Origin of the sequence: Bradyrhizobium ottawaense, assembly GCF_900099825.1 — a bacterium.
GTDB lineage: Bacteria > Pseudomonadota > Alphaproteobacteria > Rhizobiales > Xanthobacteraceae > Bradyrhizobium > Bradyrhizobium ottawaense_A.
On sequence record NZ_LT629693.1, the window covers coordinates 7,164,043 to 7,177,497 of the forward strand.

Sequence of the window (13,455 nt, forward strand, 5' to 3'; positions counted from 1 at the left end):
TCAGGGTGTGATGTGGGTTGAAATATCGCGCAGATAGAAAACGTGCCTGTCCGCACAAATACCGGCTTCTCCCGGTACCCGCGTAAGCAAACGTTTAGGGGCAGCCTGTAGGATACCTGTCGTCACCTCCTGCATTAACCCCCGGTTAGTCATGCGCTTGCTGCCGATGAAAGAGCCCGATAAGGCCTGGCGCGCGATCAAAAGCCAGTGGAAGAAGGACGCCGAAGCCGTCGGGGAGGACTATTCCACCCTCGCGATGGGCAGCTACGCCGTCATCGACGGCCTGGCCAAGGACGACAAAAACCCGAGCCTGTTCTGCCTTTCCGAAGGTGACCGGTCGCATGCGGTGTGTCAGGTCAGCCGCATCATGATGAGCAAGTATCCCGCGCCGACCCTGCGCGCGCGCTTCACCACCCTGTCGCCGGTCTACGAACTCGGGATTGCCGACCTCGCTCAATACGCCCAGATCATGGTCGCGCTGTTCTCCGGCATCGTATGGCTGTCTCGGGATACGCTTTCGGGGAGCCACATCCGGTTCTTCCTGAAGAGCCCGGGCGACGCCCAGTTTTTTGCAGCCCTGCGGGTCGAATCACTGCTGTCGCCGTTCTCGAAGTTCACGATCGACGGGTCCCTGATCGAATGCAGCATGAGGGAAACGGAGACCGCCGAAGCGGACGAGATGGCGAAGGCGATGGCCTGATTGCGCAAAGCCTTGTTTTTCGACGCGTTTTCTACCGCAGATAAGTCTACGCAATCTGCGTAAACTTGATTGCTATGCGAACCGGTGCCCACTTCGCTCGAAGACGCTATAGTCTCTTTAACCTCGCAATAACTCACTTTGCTAACGCCCCCTTGGGTAGTGCTCCCCTAAAAAAACATCTGTGGGGGCAGCGATAATGCTGGACAGTTCATCTCGGGGCGTCATGACGGAGAGCTTGCGCGGATCGATCGGCGGCATGCTGTTCCGGTCCAGATTCGGCGCGATTCAATGGCTCGTCGTGTGCGGCGCAGCCCTCGTGATCGCGATCGCGCTCGGCACCGCCTACTTCGCCATGCAATTCCGCCAGCGCGCCCTCGAGGTCGCCGAGCGCGAGCAGAACAACACGGCGCTGCTGCTGTCGCGCCATTTCGACCAGCAGCTCGGCGATCTCCAGCACGTCCACAACGAGGTCATCGCCTACATGCAGGCGAGCGCCGGCGAGACCGCTGCCGACTTCGAGAACTCGATGTCGACGTTATCAGCGCATGAAATGCTGCGCACAAAGCTGGAGGCGCTGCCGCAACCCAACGGCCTGCATCTCTACAATGCGGCGGGAAAACTGATCAACGCGACCGAGGTCTGGCCGGTGCCCGATGTTTCGATCGCGGACCGGCGCTACTTCAAGGACTTTGCGTCCGGGAAACCAACGCCGGATGTGCTCGTCGAGCCCGTCAAGAGCAAGGTGACGGGGCTTTGGACCACGGTGTTCGCGCGCAAGATCGTCAACCGCCGCGGCGAGATCGTCGGTTTCGCCAGCCGGGCCCTGCGGCCTTCGCACTTTGAGAACTTCGTCGCGTCACTGGCGCTGGGCCGCGACACCGGAATTTCGGTGATCCACCACGACGGCACCATCATCGCGCGCTATCCGCAGAACGACAAATATGTCGGCCGCAACGTGTCGGGGATGGCGCAGTTTCGCCGCGCTATGGAGCTCGACGGCAACATTTCGGGGCGGTTCAGGAGCAGCCTCGGCGAAGACCTGATCGGCTCCGTCAGGCCGCTGATCCATTTCCCGATCGTCGTCGTCGCAACAGCCGACACGTCGGTCGCGCTGGCCGATTGGCGGGCGCAGACCAAGCTGCAGTTTTTCGCCGCGGTACTGGCCGTCGTCGTCGTCGTCTTCATGATCTTCCTGATCGTGCGCCAGATGCAGCGCCAGCATGCGGCCGCGCAGCACAAGCTGTCGGAAAAGAGCCAGCATCTCGACATCGCCATCAACAACATGACGCAGGGGTTGCTGCTGTTCGACAACACGGGTTGTCTCGTGTTCTGCAACCAGCAATATATCGACATGTTCGGCGTCTCGCCGGACGTCGTCAAACCCGGCTGCCACCTACGCGAGCTCATCCTGCACCGCCAGCAGCTCGGTTCATTTGTCGGCGATGTCGACAGCTATTGCGCCAAGTTCCTCGATCCCAAGGGCGGCATCAACGAAACCGTGATCTCGACGCCCGACGGGCGCACGATCCGGCTGATCTACAAGCGGTCGGCGGACGGCGGCTGGGCCACGACGCTGGAAGACGTCACCGAAAACCGGCGCGTCCAGGCCCAGATCGAGCATCTCGCCCACTACGATCCCCTGACCAACCTGCCGAACCGGACGCTGTTCCAGCGCCACGCGGAAGGATTGCTGCTGCAGACCGCAAGCGTCCAGTTCGCGATCCTCTATATCGACATCGACGAGTTCAAGGCGATCAACGACTCACTGGGCCATTTGATCGGCGACGAATTCCTCAAGGGCGTCGCGGAACGGCTGCGCCAGTCGGTCGGGCCGAGCGACTTCATCGCTCGCCTCGGCGGGGACGAGTTCGCGATCCTTCAGCACGATGTGGAAAACGACGACGATGTCAGCGCCCTGGTCGAGCGGATCTATCGGGCGTTGCGGACGTCGTTCGACTGCAACGGCCACCAGCTCGCCAGCGATGCCTCGATCGGCATCGCGATTGCCCCGCGCCACGGCACCGACCTGTTCGATCTGCTGAAGAGCGCCGACCTGGCGATGTATGCCGCGAAAGCGGCCGGCCGAAGGACCTATCGTTTCTTCGACCCGGCGATGGAAGCCGAAGCCAACCATCGCCGCGAGATCGAATGCGATTTGCGCAACGCGCCGGCGGAAGGCCAATTCGAGATCCACTACCAGCCGCTGGTCGATCTGCTGAGCGACGAGGTCACCGGCTGCGAGGCGCTGTTGCGCTGGCGGCATCCGGTGCGCGGCATGGTCTCGCCCGCCGACTTCATTCCGGTCGCCGAGGAGACCGGCCTGATCGAGGAGATCGGGCAGTGGGTGTTGCGTACCGCCTGCGCCGAAGCGGCCACCTGGCCGGCCCATGTCCGGATCGCCGTCAACGTCTCGCCGATCCAGTTCAAGTCGGAAACGCTGTCGCTGAAAGTCGCCGCCGCACTCGCCGAGACCGGGCTCGACCCGCGCCGGCTCGAACTCGAGATCACCGAAGCCGTGCTGATCGCTGACGACGACGCGGCGCTGGCCGCGCTGAATCAGCTTCGCGTGCTCGGGGTCAGGATTGCGCTCGACGATTTCGGAACCGGCTATTCCTCGCTGCAATATCTGCAGCGTTTCCCGTTCGACAAGATCAAGATCGACCGCAGCTTCGTCAAGGAAGTGGTCCGCAATTCCTCGTCGGCCTCGATCATTCGGGCGGTGGTCTCAATCGCCGCCGACCGCGACATGGTCACGACGGCCGAAGGCGTCGAAACCTTGCAGCAGCGCGAAACCGTACAAAATCTCGGCTGCACGCAGATGCAGGGATACCTGTTCAGCGCCGCGCGTCCGGCGCATGAAATCCGCGGGCTGCTGGCGGCGAGCGCTGCGGCGGTCGAAAACCCGGCTTAGATCTCGATCGGTTCTGATCAGGGCGTGAACCGCAAATTGTGAGGGTCAGCGGGCGTCGGCCTTGGCGCGCATGGCAGACCCACGTCGGACATCGCTCCATGTCCGAAAAGTGCCAAAGGTGGAAGTAACAATTGACCTGACATCGCCGATCCCTGGTTGCCATCTCAGCCCGGCGGGAGGATGCTGTCGCTTGCGACCACCAGGGAGAGCAGCATGAGCAAGGCAGGTCTGGACAATCGTCATCGCAACCACGACGGCGAAATCAGCCACAAGCACGGCAACACCCTCGTCGGCACGTTGCGCAAGATTTACGGACGGGGCTTCGCGGCCGGCTATCCTGAAACCGAGAAGCTGAGCGAGGTCCTGGTTCAGCTAAACGAGACGTCGCTGAGCCAGCTCCGCCGCGATCATGAAACCGGCCACCTGGAGCACAAGATCGCCAACGCTTCGAAGTAAGGCCGCCAATCGCGAAGACTCTATTTTCGATACACGCTTTGCGGTCACGGGGGCATTAGAATTCGGAGCTCGACCTCCGCAACCGCAAAGTCCGCTTTATCCCGCATTGCAGGCATCGCGCACCACAAACGCTCTGTCCGAAAGTGCCAAAACCGGAAAAGCTCAATACGAGCAAATGTTTTCCGCTCTGCTCCCAGAAGCACACATCGCAACGGCTTCAAGCGAGCGGTCAGCGTTCTCTCCGGGTTGACATGTCGACGGCGGGACGCCGGGCAAATATTGCGAGCCTCAGTGGCCCAATTCGGAAATTCGGGCTAGTTTGAGTGGTGTCGTGCACACATGGGCAAGGGAAAGTCCGACTTCTCGGGAGGATATGATCATGAGATTGTCATCCCGCTTTGTCGCGCCCTCGGCCGTCGCTATCCTGTCAACCGCATTGCTGTGCGCCCTCGGCGGCCCGGCAGCGCCGCAAACCGCCAGCACGCTTCCCAGCATCACGGTCGACGCGCCGAGGCAAGTGGCAAGGCCGCAACGGCCGGAGGTAACGCCACAAGGGTCCGGTCGGGTGGCACACCGAGCGGGCCGCACATCGCGATCCACTCAAACGGCGACTGGGACGCCGACGACTGGGACGCCGTCGGCTGCGCGGGGTCCTATCATGGCAAAGCTTGCACGGCTCGAGAGAGAGGCCAGCAGTTGCAACGATGGTTGCGAATCAAGCTTCAAACGCGGCAAGGACCCTTGGGTTGGATGCAGCGAATCGGCGGGTTATTACTCAGTTTTCTCAGCAACCTGCAAAGACACCCTCACTCACAGGGACTACGCGCAATGCGTAGAAACCAAAATGTTCCTGGGCTGGGACCGACAACGATCCTGGTGGTATTGCACCGGCATGCTGGCTGGGGGAAAATTTCGGGTCACCGCAGAGAATCGAAACAGGTAGCGCATGCGTATCGAGGCTCGATAGCGGACAGCTGAACCTCGGGTGTCATTTGTCTTCGGACAGCTCGATCGAAATGTAGTCGCTGCAAATACAATATCGATTCCAGGGTTCCATCCCCCTGACCAGAGCTCAACCTAAGTCCGTTCCGGGTCAAAACGGAAGTTGAGCTGGCCGACACCGACTTCCGCTTTACCTCTCAAGGCGGACATTCGGCGGGCAGGCTGACATCACGTAGAACGTCTAAGTTGGGCCATCCATGTCGATTTTGGCATGTCTGCGGCATGTCCGGTCAGCGGGAGCTCTCCGAAATGCCGGTTCTCCGGTTTGTTGAAGCCATTGGCCTGGACTGGAACTCTCGCCATGGCAACGCGTTCTCCTGCCGGGGCCGACCGGTGCAGGATTTAAATGCGAATTTCGATCGTCTTGGCGGCCCTGCTGCTGCTTGGCAGTTCGGTCGCGCGTGCGGAGACCGGGAAGGCCTCCTACTATCCCGGTGTCGGCAGAAGCGGTGAAATGACCTGCGCGCATCGCAGCCGGCCGTTCGGCAGCATGGTCCGGGTCTCCTTCGGCAATCACAGCATTCAATGCCGCGTCAACGATCGCGGGCCGTTCATTCGCGGCCGCATTATCGATGTCTCGACTGCCGCGGCGCGGGCGCTGGGGATGATGAAGGCCGGCGTCGTCAGGGTCTCGATCGAATAGCGTGCAATGGTCGCCGGCCGGTCGCTACGCGCTTTCCGGCTTTTGCGCCGAAATCGCTTTCCGCAGAATCCGCGACAGCACCTCCACCGAATAGGGCTTTTGGATCAGCTCGAAGCCGCGATGGGCATTTTCCGCCAGCACGTTGCTGTAGCCAGAGGTCAGCACCACCGGCAGGCCGGGGTACCGTTCGCGGATGATGCCGGCGAGTTCGACGCCGTTCATGCCGGGCATGATGACGTCGGAGAACACCAGATCGGCGGAGAACTCGTCCGCGGCCAGCATGGCGAGCGCAGCGCTGGCGTTGGCGACGCGGCGGACCGTATAACCGAGATCCTCCAATAGCTCGGTGGAGAAGCGCCCGACGTCGTCATTGTCTTCGACGACAAGCACGCGATAGCCGCGTCCGCGAATGGCGGGCTCGCTGCCGGTGGCCGCGGCTTCGGCCGCATCCGCCGGCATCTCGGCCTGCGGCAGATAGATGGTGAAGGTCGCGCCCTGGCCGGGCGGGCTCGTCACCTCGATGTCGCCGCCGGATTGTTTGGCGAAGCCGAAGGCCTGGCTGAGGCCGAGACCCGTACCTTTACCGACTTCCTTGGTGGTGAAGAACGGCTCGAAGATCGCTTCGAGCTGGTCGGCGGCGATGCCGGTGCCGGTGTCGGCCATCGCGATGGCGACGAAGTCGCCGCGGCGCGTGGACTGGGCGCGGAGCGGCGGGATGGCGCGCACCTTCCGGACGCAGATGGTGAGCTGACCTTCGCCGTCCATGGCGTCGCGGCCGTTGACGGCGAGGTTGATCAGGGCGGTCTCGAACTGCGCGATGTCGGCGATCGCAAAACAGTTGCAGTCGGATAGCTCGACGTCGATCCTGATCCGGCTGCCGACGAGGGGACGAATGAGCTGCGCCACGGCGTCGACCTGGTTGCCGACATTGAAGACCTGCGGCTTCAGCGGCTGGCGGCGGGCGAACGCCAGCAGCTGCGCGGTCAGCTTGGAAGCCCGTTCCACGGTCTCGGAAATCGCGTCGACGTAGCGGCGGCGGCGCTCCTCCGGCAATTCGCGGCGGCGCAGGAAGTCGGTCGCCGAGCGAATAATGGTCAGCAGATTGTTGAAATCGTGCGCCACGCCGCCGGTCAACTGGCCGACCGCTTCCATCTTCTGCGACTGACGCAGCACTTCCTCGGCCTTGCGGCGCTCGGTAATATCAACGGCCTCCGGCACCGCGCCGATGATGGCGCCGTGCCGGTCGCGCATCGGGCGCATCGCGAAATCGAAATAGCGCTCGCCGATCGGCAGCTGAAGCCGCATCTCGGTCCGGATCTCTTCACCCTTCATCACGGCGAAGAAGGCATCGCGGACAATGTCGCGCATGCCTTCGGTCGCTGAAAACCAGGGGGTCGTCCAGTACGGCGTACCGATCACGTCGATGGGCTTGGCGCCGATGCCGTTGAGCGACGTCCGGTTGGCGTAAAGCAGGTCGCCATCCGGATTGAGCAGCCCCTGATACTGATGGCTGGTCTCGAAGATCGCGCGCATTTGCGCTTCGTTGGATTCGAGCTGTGCGGTTCGCTCGGTGATCCGCTGCTCGAGGGTCTCATTGAGCCGGCGCAGGTCGCTTTCGGCCTGTTTCGACGCGGTGATGTCGTGGGCGACACCGATGAAGCCGATATGGTTGCCGGTCGGATCCCAACGCGGCTGCGATTCCGATCGCAGCCAGCGCCATTCGCCGTCGGCGCGCCGGTAGCGGGCTTCGAGGACGAATGGCTTGAGCGAGGCCTCGCCCGCAACCGATTCCTGCAGGACGCGCTGCAAATCGTCCGGATGCAGTACCTTGCGCCAGTCGAACGCGATGGCTTCCTCGAACGGCAATCCAAGGAAATCGACGTAGGCCTGGTTGGCAAAAGACCGCGTGCGATCGAGCTTGGTGACCCAGATCGGCACCGGCGCGCTGTCGGCGATCAGGCGGAAGCGTTGTTCGCTTTCGCGCAGCTTTTCCTGCGCCAGCATCCGCTCGGTGACGTCGATATGGGCGCCGACCAGCCGCAGCGCGCGGCCGCCGGCGTCGCGCTCGATCTTCGCGATGACATCGATCCACCGCGTCTCGCCGTCGTTCGGCCGCACGATCCGGTAGGTCGCGAAATAATCCTCGTCGCGGCCTTTGAGGGCATCGAGGAATTGCTTGACGGTGCGCTCGCGGTCGTCGGGATGAATCCGGTTGACCCAATCCTCATGGGTCTCGTTGGCCGCGTCCGGCGGCAGCCCGTGAATGATGAGATATTCCGGCGAGCGGCGGTTCTTGAAACCGTCGTGGAAGTCGACCTCGACGCCGCCGACGCGGCCGATGCGCTGGATCCGCGCCAGTTCCGCTTCGCGTTCCTGCAGCGCGCGATGCGCCCGGTCGCGTTCGCGCGCGATCTCCTCCAGATGCTGCCGCAACCGTTCGGCGGCTTCAACTTCGGGCAGGACGTTCGATGGTTCGGAAGGGGGCATACGCGACGGCAACCTCTGCCGGCACTCTCACACACCAGGCGGTAATTTTGCCAGCGTCATTTGCCCTTGCTGGGCGACCGGCAATTGTAGGCCTTGCGGAACCCGGCGCCCTGCGCGTCCTCCTCTGAACAAAACCAGCGGTCCGGCCGGGTGGTGCCGGGATAACTCCGGCAGGCCTGCAGGTGATAGATGCCGAGATTGCCGGTCACGCGGGCGCGCACGGCGTATTTGCCCTTGATGTTGCAGCCGGACGGCTGGACCAGTTCGTCGGGGAACAAGGCTTCGCGGATTTCGCGGTCGCGGTCGGCGCGGCATGAACCGCCGAGCAGGGCGCCATCCTTGCGTCCAAGGCGGAACTCGCGCGGCGCGATGAAGCAGCCTTTCCACAGGCCTTGCTTGTCGTCTTTGGCGCGGGCCTCGTCGTCCTTGAAACGTCCCTTGACCGATGGTTCCAGGTTCAGGGCCAGGCCCAGTCTGACCATCGCCTGGTTGAGGCTGGTCTTCTCGCCATCGACCGAGCAGATGCCGATGTGCCGTTTCTTGTAGAGGGGATCTGCGCCCAGATCGTCGCAGTGCACCGATCGGCCGCCGATCAGTTTGGACAGTTGATCGCGGGCCTCGACGCCGCAGGTCCAGCTATCGGCATGGTCGTCGATGCAGAGCTGGTCGAAGGCGGGGGCTTCGACGCCGTCGAGGCGGTAGGTCACGCTGCCGAGTTGCAGCGTGCTGCCGTCGCGGACGGTGGGGGAGGCGGCCCAAGTCGAGTTCGAGGAGAGGGCTGCTAAAAAGAGAGCCGCAACCAGGGAAACGCGCAACTGCATTTGTTTCATTTCAAAATGTCTTGTGTACCTGCGCGACCGTTCTAGCACATGCCGCCATCGGGGAAACCAAGCGCAGGGGTCTATGTATCCGTCACGTTTATGCCGTGGGCATTTAAAGCTTCAAGGAGAGCTTCGATAAGCTCGGGTTCAACAAGCCTGTGGGCAGATGGCGGTATGAGCTCGTTGATCTGGTCAAATGTCATGAAGCCGTTTTGGCTACCGATTTCGACGGCTCGTCGCACGATCGCTTGCCAGTCCATTCATCCGCTCCCGAAATTTGCACCTCTATAAGAGGCAAGACGAAGCGAGCCATTGACTTCACAAGAACAAAAGAAGAACTTATCTTCCCTCAGCGCACCATGGAAATTCCGCCATGCCCTCATCGTCGCAGCCGTCGCCCGAGCCAGATGACGGGCTGGAAGCCGCTGCGGATCAGGCCATTTCGGCCTGCGGCGGCAATGTGCGGGCGACCATCCGGGCGCTGATCGTGGCCAACGACTATCTGGAGACCGAGGTCGGCGAACTGATGAAGGCGGTCAGCCACGCCTATGCGCGCGGCCGGTTCAACAGCTATTCCGGCTGAAATGGCGCCTTGACGCGAGCGGGCGGCCCTGAGTCCCGTTGGCCCGGCCCGGCGGGTCGGCAGGAGAGAGTTGCCTCGGTCGATTTTTGCTGTACGACGGGTTTGTTACCCGCATCCCCGCATGCCACAGTGCGGGTGAGGATCCTGCCCAAAGCTCAAGCAAGAAGAACATGTTCAAACGAATTCTGATCGCAAATCGCGGCGAGATCGCCTGCCGGGTCATCAAGACTGCGCGCCGTATGGGGATCGAGACGGTAGCCGTGTATTCCGAGGCCGACCGCGACGCGCTCCATGTCGAAATGGCCGATGAGGCCGTGCTGATCGGCCCGCCGGCGGCGTCCGAGAGCTATCTGGTGATCGACAAGATCGTCGAGGCCTGCCGCAAGACCGGCGCCCAGGCGGTGCATCCCGGCTACGGCTTCCTGTCCGAGCGCGAAGCCTTTCCGCGCGCGCTGGAAGCGGCCGGCGTCGTCTTCATCGGTCCCAATCCCGGCGCCATCGCCGCGATGGGCGACAAGATCGAATCCAAGAAGGCCGCCGCCAAAGCCAACGTCTCGACCGTGCCCGGGCATCTCGGGGTGATCGAGGACGAAAAGCATGCGGTGAAGATCGCCGACGAGATCGGCTATCCCGTGATGATCAAGGCTTCCGCCGGCGGCGGCGGCAAGGGCATGCGGATCGCGCATTCGACCTCCGAAGTCGCCGAAGGCTTCAACCTCGCCAAGGCCGAGGCCAAGTCGTCGTTCGGCGACGACCGCGTCTTCATCGAAAAGTTCATCGTCGATCCCCGTCACATCGAAATCCAGGTGCTCGGCGACAAGCATGGCAACGTGATCTATCTCGGCGAGCGCGAATGTTCGATCCAGCGCCGCAACCAGAAGGTCATCGAGGAAGCGCCGTCGCCGCTGCTGGACGAGACCACCCGCCGCAAGATGGGCGAGCAGGCGGTGTCGCTGGCGAAAGCCGTCAATTACGATTCCGCCGGCACCGTCGAATTCGTCGCCGGGCAAGACAAGAGCTTCTACTTCCTGGAGATGAACACCCGCCTGCAGGTCGAGCATCCCGTCACCGAACTGATCACCGGCATCGACCTCGTCGAGCAGATGATCCGTTCCGCCGCCGGCGAGAAGCTGCAGCTTTCGCAGAAGGACGTCACGCTGACCGGCTGGGCGGTGGAATCCCGCGTCTATGCCGAGGATCCGTTCCGCAACTTCCTGCCCTCGATCGGGCGCCTCGTGAAATACCGTCCGCCCGCCGAATCGCGCCACGACGGCATCACCGTCCGCAACGACACCGGCGTGCAGGAGGGCGGCGAAATCTCGATCCATTACGATCCGATGATTGCCAAGCTGGTGACGCATGCGCCGTCGCGGGCGGCGGCGATCGAGGCGCAGTCGACCGCGCTGGATTCCTTTTATATCGACGGCATCCGCCACAACATTCCGTTCCTGTCGGCGCTGATGAGCCATCCGCGCTGGCGCGAGGGCAAGCTCTCGACCGGATTCATCGCGGAAGAATTCCCGAAGGGATTTGCCGCGCGTGCGCCGGAGGGCGAGATTGCGCGGCGGCTGGCCGCCGTCGGTGCGGCGATCGATCATGTGCTCGGCGAGCGCAAGCGGCAGATTTCCGGTCAGCTGACCGGCCGGCTGGTGCAGCGCGAGCGCCGTCGCGCGGTGTGGCTCGGCCGCGAGGAAATCGCGCTCGACGTCGCGCGCGAGGCCGACGGCATCGCGGTGCGCTTCATTGGCGCCGATGGTCTGCCCGGCAACCCGCATCAACTGGTCTCGACCTGGACGCCGGGCGAGCCGGTCTGGCAGGGCCGGATCGACGGCAACCTGATCGCGATGCAGGTGCGCGCGATTCCGAACGGCATCCGGCTCGCGCATCAGGGGTTTGAAGTCCCGGTCAACGTCTTCACCGAAAGCGAGGCGGCAGCCGCCCGGCTGATGCCGGTGACGTCGGCGGCCGATACCGGCAAGAAGCTGTTGTGTCCGATGCCGGGCCTCGTGGTTTCGATCGCCGTCAACGAAGGCCAGGAGGTCAAGGCCGGCGAGACGCTTGCCGTGGTCGAGGCCATGAAGATGCAGAACGTGCTGCGCGCCGAACGCGACGGCACGGTCAAGAAGATTCACGCCGCCGCCGGCGCCACGCTGGCGGTCGACGCGCTGATCCTGGAATTCGCGTAGAACATCATCCCGTCATTGCGAGCGAAGCAATCCATAGCCAAAAAGAAGAAAGCTGGATTGCTTCGTCGCTTCGCTTCTCGCAATGACGAACAGGGAGTTTCGCCATGGCCTTCCGGAAACGCCGCGAGGCGCTGCGTTCGATCCTCAACGGTTCCGGCTGCATCCGGCCGGGCTCGGTCTATGACGCCACCTCGATCCGCATTGCCGAAGACCTCGGCTTCGAGGTCGGCATGTTCGGCGGCTCGGTGGCCTCCTTGGCGGTGCTTGGCGATCCCGACATTGCGCTGATCACGCTGACCGAACTTTGCGAGCAGATGCGCCGGATGTCGCGCGCAGCAGCCCTGCCGGTGCTGGTCGATGCCGACCACGGCTATGGCAACGCGCTCAATGTCCGTCGGACCGTGCAGGAACTCGAGGCCGCGGGTGCTGCCGGGCTGACCATCGAGGATACGCTGCTGCCGCAGCCGTTTGGGCAGGCGAAGACGCAGTTGATTTCGCGCGAGGAAGGCGTCGGTAAGATGAAGGCCGGGCTCGACGGGCGCGGCGATCCCTCGCTTGTGATCATCGGGCGTACCGGCGCGGTATCGATCACCGGCCTTGACGACGCGATCGCGCGGGCAAAGGCCTATGAGGCGGTCGGCGTCGATGCGCTGTTCTTCACCGGCATCAAGGATCGCGGCGAGTTGGAGGCGATCTCGGCGGCAACGAAGCTGCCGATCGTGCTCGGCGGCGCGCCCGAGGAGATGACCGGGCTCGATTATCTCGCAAACCTGCGGGTGCGGATCGCGCTGCAGGGCCACGCGCCGTTCGCCGCAGCCACGCAGGCCGTCTACGAAACGCTGAAAGCGCTGCGCGACGGCGCCTCGCCGAAGAATTTGAAGGGTTTGGCGTCGGCGGAATTGACCGCAAACGCGATGCGCGAAGCCGACACCAAGGCGCGCGCGAACGAATTTCTCGGTCTGAAGTGACATGAGTGCCGTGGTTCGCCACGTCACGGTTCGCGGCCGCGTGCAGGGCGTCGGTTACCGCGCATGGGTCGACCATGAGGCGAGGGCACGCGGTCTCGAAGGCTGGGTGCGTAACCTCAGGGACGGCAGCGTCGAGGCGGTGTTCGCAGGCGCAGAGGACGTGGTTGCGGCCATGATCGCTGCGTGCCGGCGCGGGCCGTCGCTGGCGCGGGTCGAGGCGGTGCAGGAAGAGGCCGGCCATTCCGACGCGCTAAACCTGCGACGGCCGGGAGAGCGCTTTTCGGTGTTACCGACAATCTAGACTTCAAAACAGACAGGGTGATTCCATGAAGCCGACGGCCCCTCGACGCGACTGGAGGCGAATCCATCACTCACCGATCTTCTGGGTCGGGGTGGTGATGTGCCTGGCGGCGATCACGATCTACGTGCTGTCGGATGACCTGTCGTGGCGGCCGGGCGCGCGCTAGCCGCTATAGCGTTTTCGAGCACAGTGGACGCCGGTTCGCGTAAAGAAAACGCGTCAAAAGGCGCTAGAAAAATCCCGGGCTGAGATCGACACCGTAGGTCATCAGCAGTACGGAGACGAACAGCCCCGCGAGGCAAAACAGCAGCAGCTGCTTGAGGGTGTCGGCTTCGTTGACGCTGACAAAAGCGCGTGACAGCGCGCGTGCGATAGCAGTCATTTGCGACCTCCATGC

Annotated in this window: 13 protein-coding genes; 9 read left to right on the forward strand and 4 right to left on the reverse strand. The window is 63.1% G+C overall.

Annotation, left to right across the window (positions count from 1 at the left end; all coding sequences use genetic code 11):
- The first annotated feature begins 151 nt into the window (after positions 1–151).
- The 4 genes from BLR13_RS33730 (at position 152) to BLR13_RS33750 (ending at position 5,712) form a co-directional block, all read left to right on the forward strand.
- Positions 152–700 carry a hypothetical protein gene (locus BLR13_RS33730; protein ID WP_074814471.1) on the forward strand — a complete coding sequence of 183 codons (549 nt, stop codon included), beginning with the start codon at positions 152–154 and terminating at the stop codon, positions 698–700.
- A gap of 196 nt (positions 701–896) precedes the next feature.
- The gene (locus tag BLR13_RS33735; RefSeq protein WP_244524989.1) at positions 897–3,611 is read left to right on the forward strand and encodes a bifunctional diguanylate cyclase/phosphodiesterase; all 2,715 of its coding nucleotides are present in this window, start codon (positions 897–899) and stop codon (positions 3,609–3,611) included.
- Positions 3,612–3,824: 213 nt separating this feature from the next.
- Entirely contained in the window at positions 3,825–4,067 is a 243-nt protein-coding gene (locus tag BLR13_RS33740) for a hypothetical protein (protein WP_074830750.1), read from the forward strand.
- A gap of 1,348 nt (positions 4,068–5,415) precedes the next feature.
- Entirely contained in the window at positions 5,416–5,712 is a 297-nt protein-coding gene (locus BLR13_RS33750; protein ID WP_074814468.1) for a septal ring lytic transglycosylase RlpA family protein, read from the forward strand.
- 24 nt (positions 5,713–5,736) lie between these two features.
- On the opposite strand, the gene BLR13_RS33755 is transcribed toward BLR13_RS33750, so the two are convergent.
- The 3 genes from BLR13_RS33755 to BLR13_RS33765 form a co-directional block, all read right to left on the reverse strand.
- On the reverse strand, positions 5,737–8,199 hold the full coding sequence (locus tag BLR13_RS33755; RefSeq protein ID WP_074830744.1) for a hybrid sensor histidine kinase/response regulator: 2,463 nt from the start codon (positions 8,197–8,199) through the stop codon (positions 5,737–5,739).
- A 56-nt stretch (positions 8,200–8,255) separates the two neighbouring features.
- A complete protein-coding gene (locus BLR13_RS33760; RefSeq protein WP_074830741.1) occupies positions 8,256–9,020 on the reverse strand; it encodes a thermonuclease family protein in 765 nt (254 codons plus the stop codon).
- Between the two features lie 80 nt (positions 9,021–9,100).
- Positions 9,101–9,280: an RNA polymerase sigma factor region1.1 domain-containing protein gene (locus BLR13_RS33765; protein WP_074814465.1), complete on the reverse strand. Its 180-nt coding sequence runs from the start codon at positions 9,278–9,280 to the stop codon at positions 9,101–9,103.
- 113 nt (positions 9,281–9,393) lie between these two features.
- On the opposite strand from BLR13_RS33765, the gene BLR13_RS33770 reads away from it, so the two are divergent.
- The 5 genes from BLR13_RS33770 (at position 9,394) to BLR13_RS41220 (ending at position 13,224) form a co-directional block, all read left to right on the forward strand.
- Positions 9,394–9,603: a hypothetical protein gene (locus BLR13_RS33770; protein ID WP_074814458.1), complete on the forward strand. Its 210-nt coding sequence runs from the start codon at positions 9,394–9,396 to the stop codon at positions 9,601–9,603.
- Between the two features lie 170 nt (positions 9,604–9,773).
- Complete coding sequence (locus tag BLR13_RS33775) at positions 9,774–11,789, forward strand: acetyl-CoA carboxylase biotin carboxylase subunit (RefSeq protein WP_074814452.1); 2,016 nt, start codon at positions 9,774–9,776, stop codon at positions 11,787–11,789.
- A 104-nt stretch (positions 11,790–11,893) separates the two neighbouring features.
- Positions 11,894–12,757 (forward strand): isocitrate lyase/PEP mutase family protein, encoded by an 864-nt coding sequence (locus tag BLR13_RS33780; RefSeq protein ID WP_074814449.1) that lies wholly within the window; start codon positions 11,894–11,896, stop codon positions 12,755–12,757.
- Between the two features lies 1 nt (position 12,758).
- Positions 12,759–13,058: an acylphosphatase gene (locus BLR13_RS33785; protein ID WP_074814447.1), complete on the forward strand. Its 300-nt coding sequence runs from the start codon at positions 12,759–12,761 to the stop codon at positions 13,056–13,058.
- 25 nt (positions 13,059–13,083) lie between these two features.
- The gene (locus tag BLR13_RS41220) at positions 13,084–13,224 is read left to right on the forward strand and encodes a hypothetical protein (protein ID WP_171944907.1); all 141 of its coding nucleotides are present in this window, start codon (positions 13,084–13,086) and stop codon (positions 13,222–13,224) included.
- Positions 13,225–13,287: 63 nt separating this feature from the next.
- Here the strand turns inward: BLR13_RS41220 and BLR13_RS41225 are convergent, their stop codons facing one another.
- Positions 13,288–13,440, reverse strand: a complete 153-nt coding sequence (locus tag BLR13_RS41225; protein ID WP_171944906.1) for a hypothetical protein — start codon at positions 13,438–13,440, stop codon at positions 13,288–13,290.
- Between the last annotated feature and the right edge of the window lie 15 nt (positions 13,441–13,455).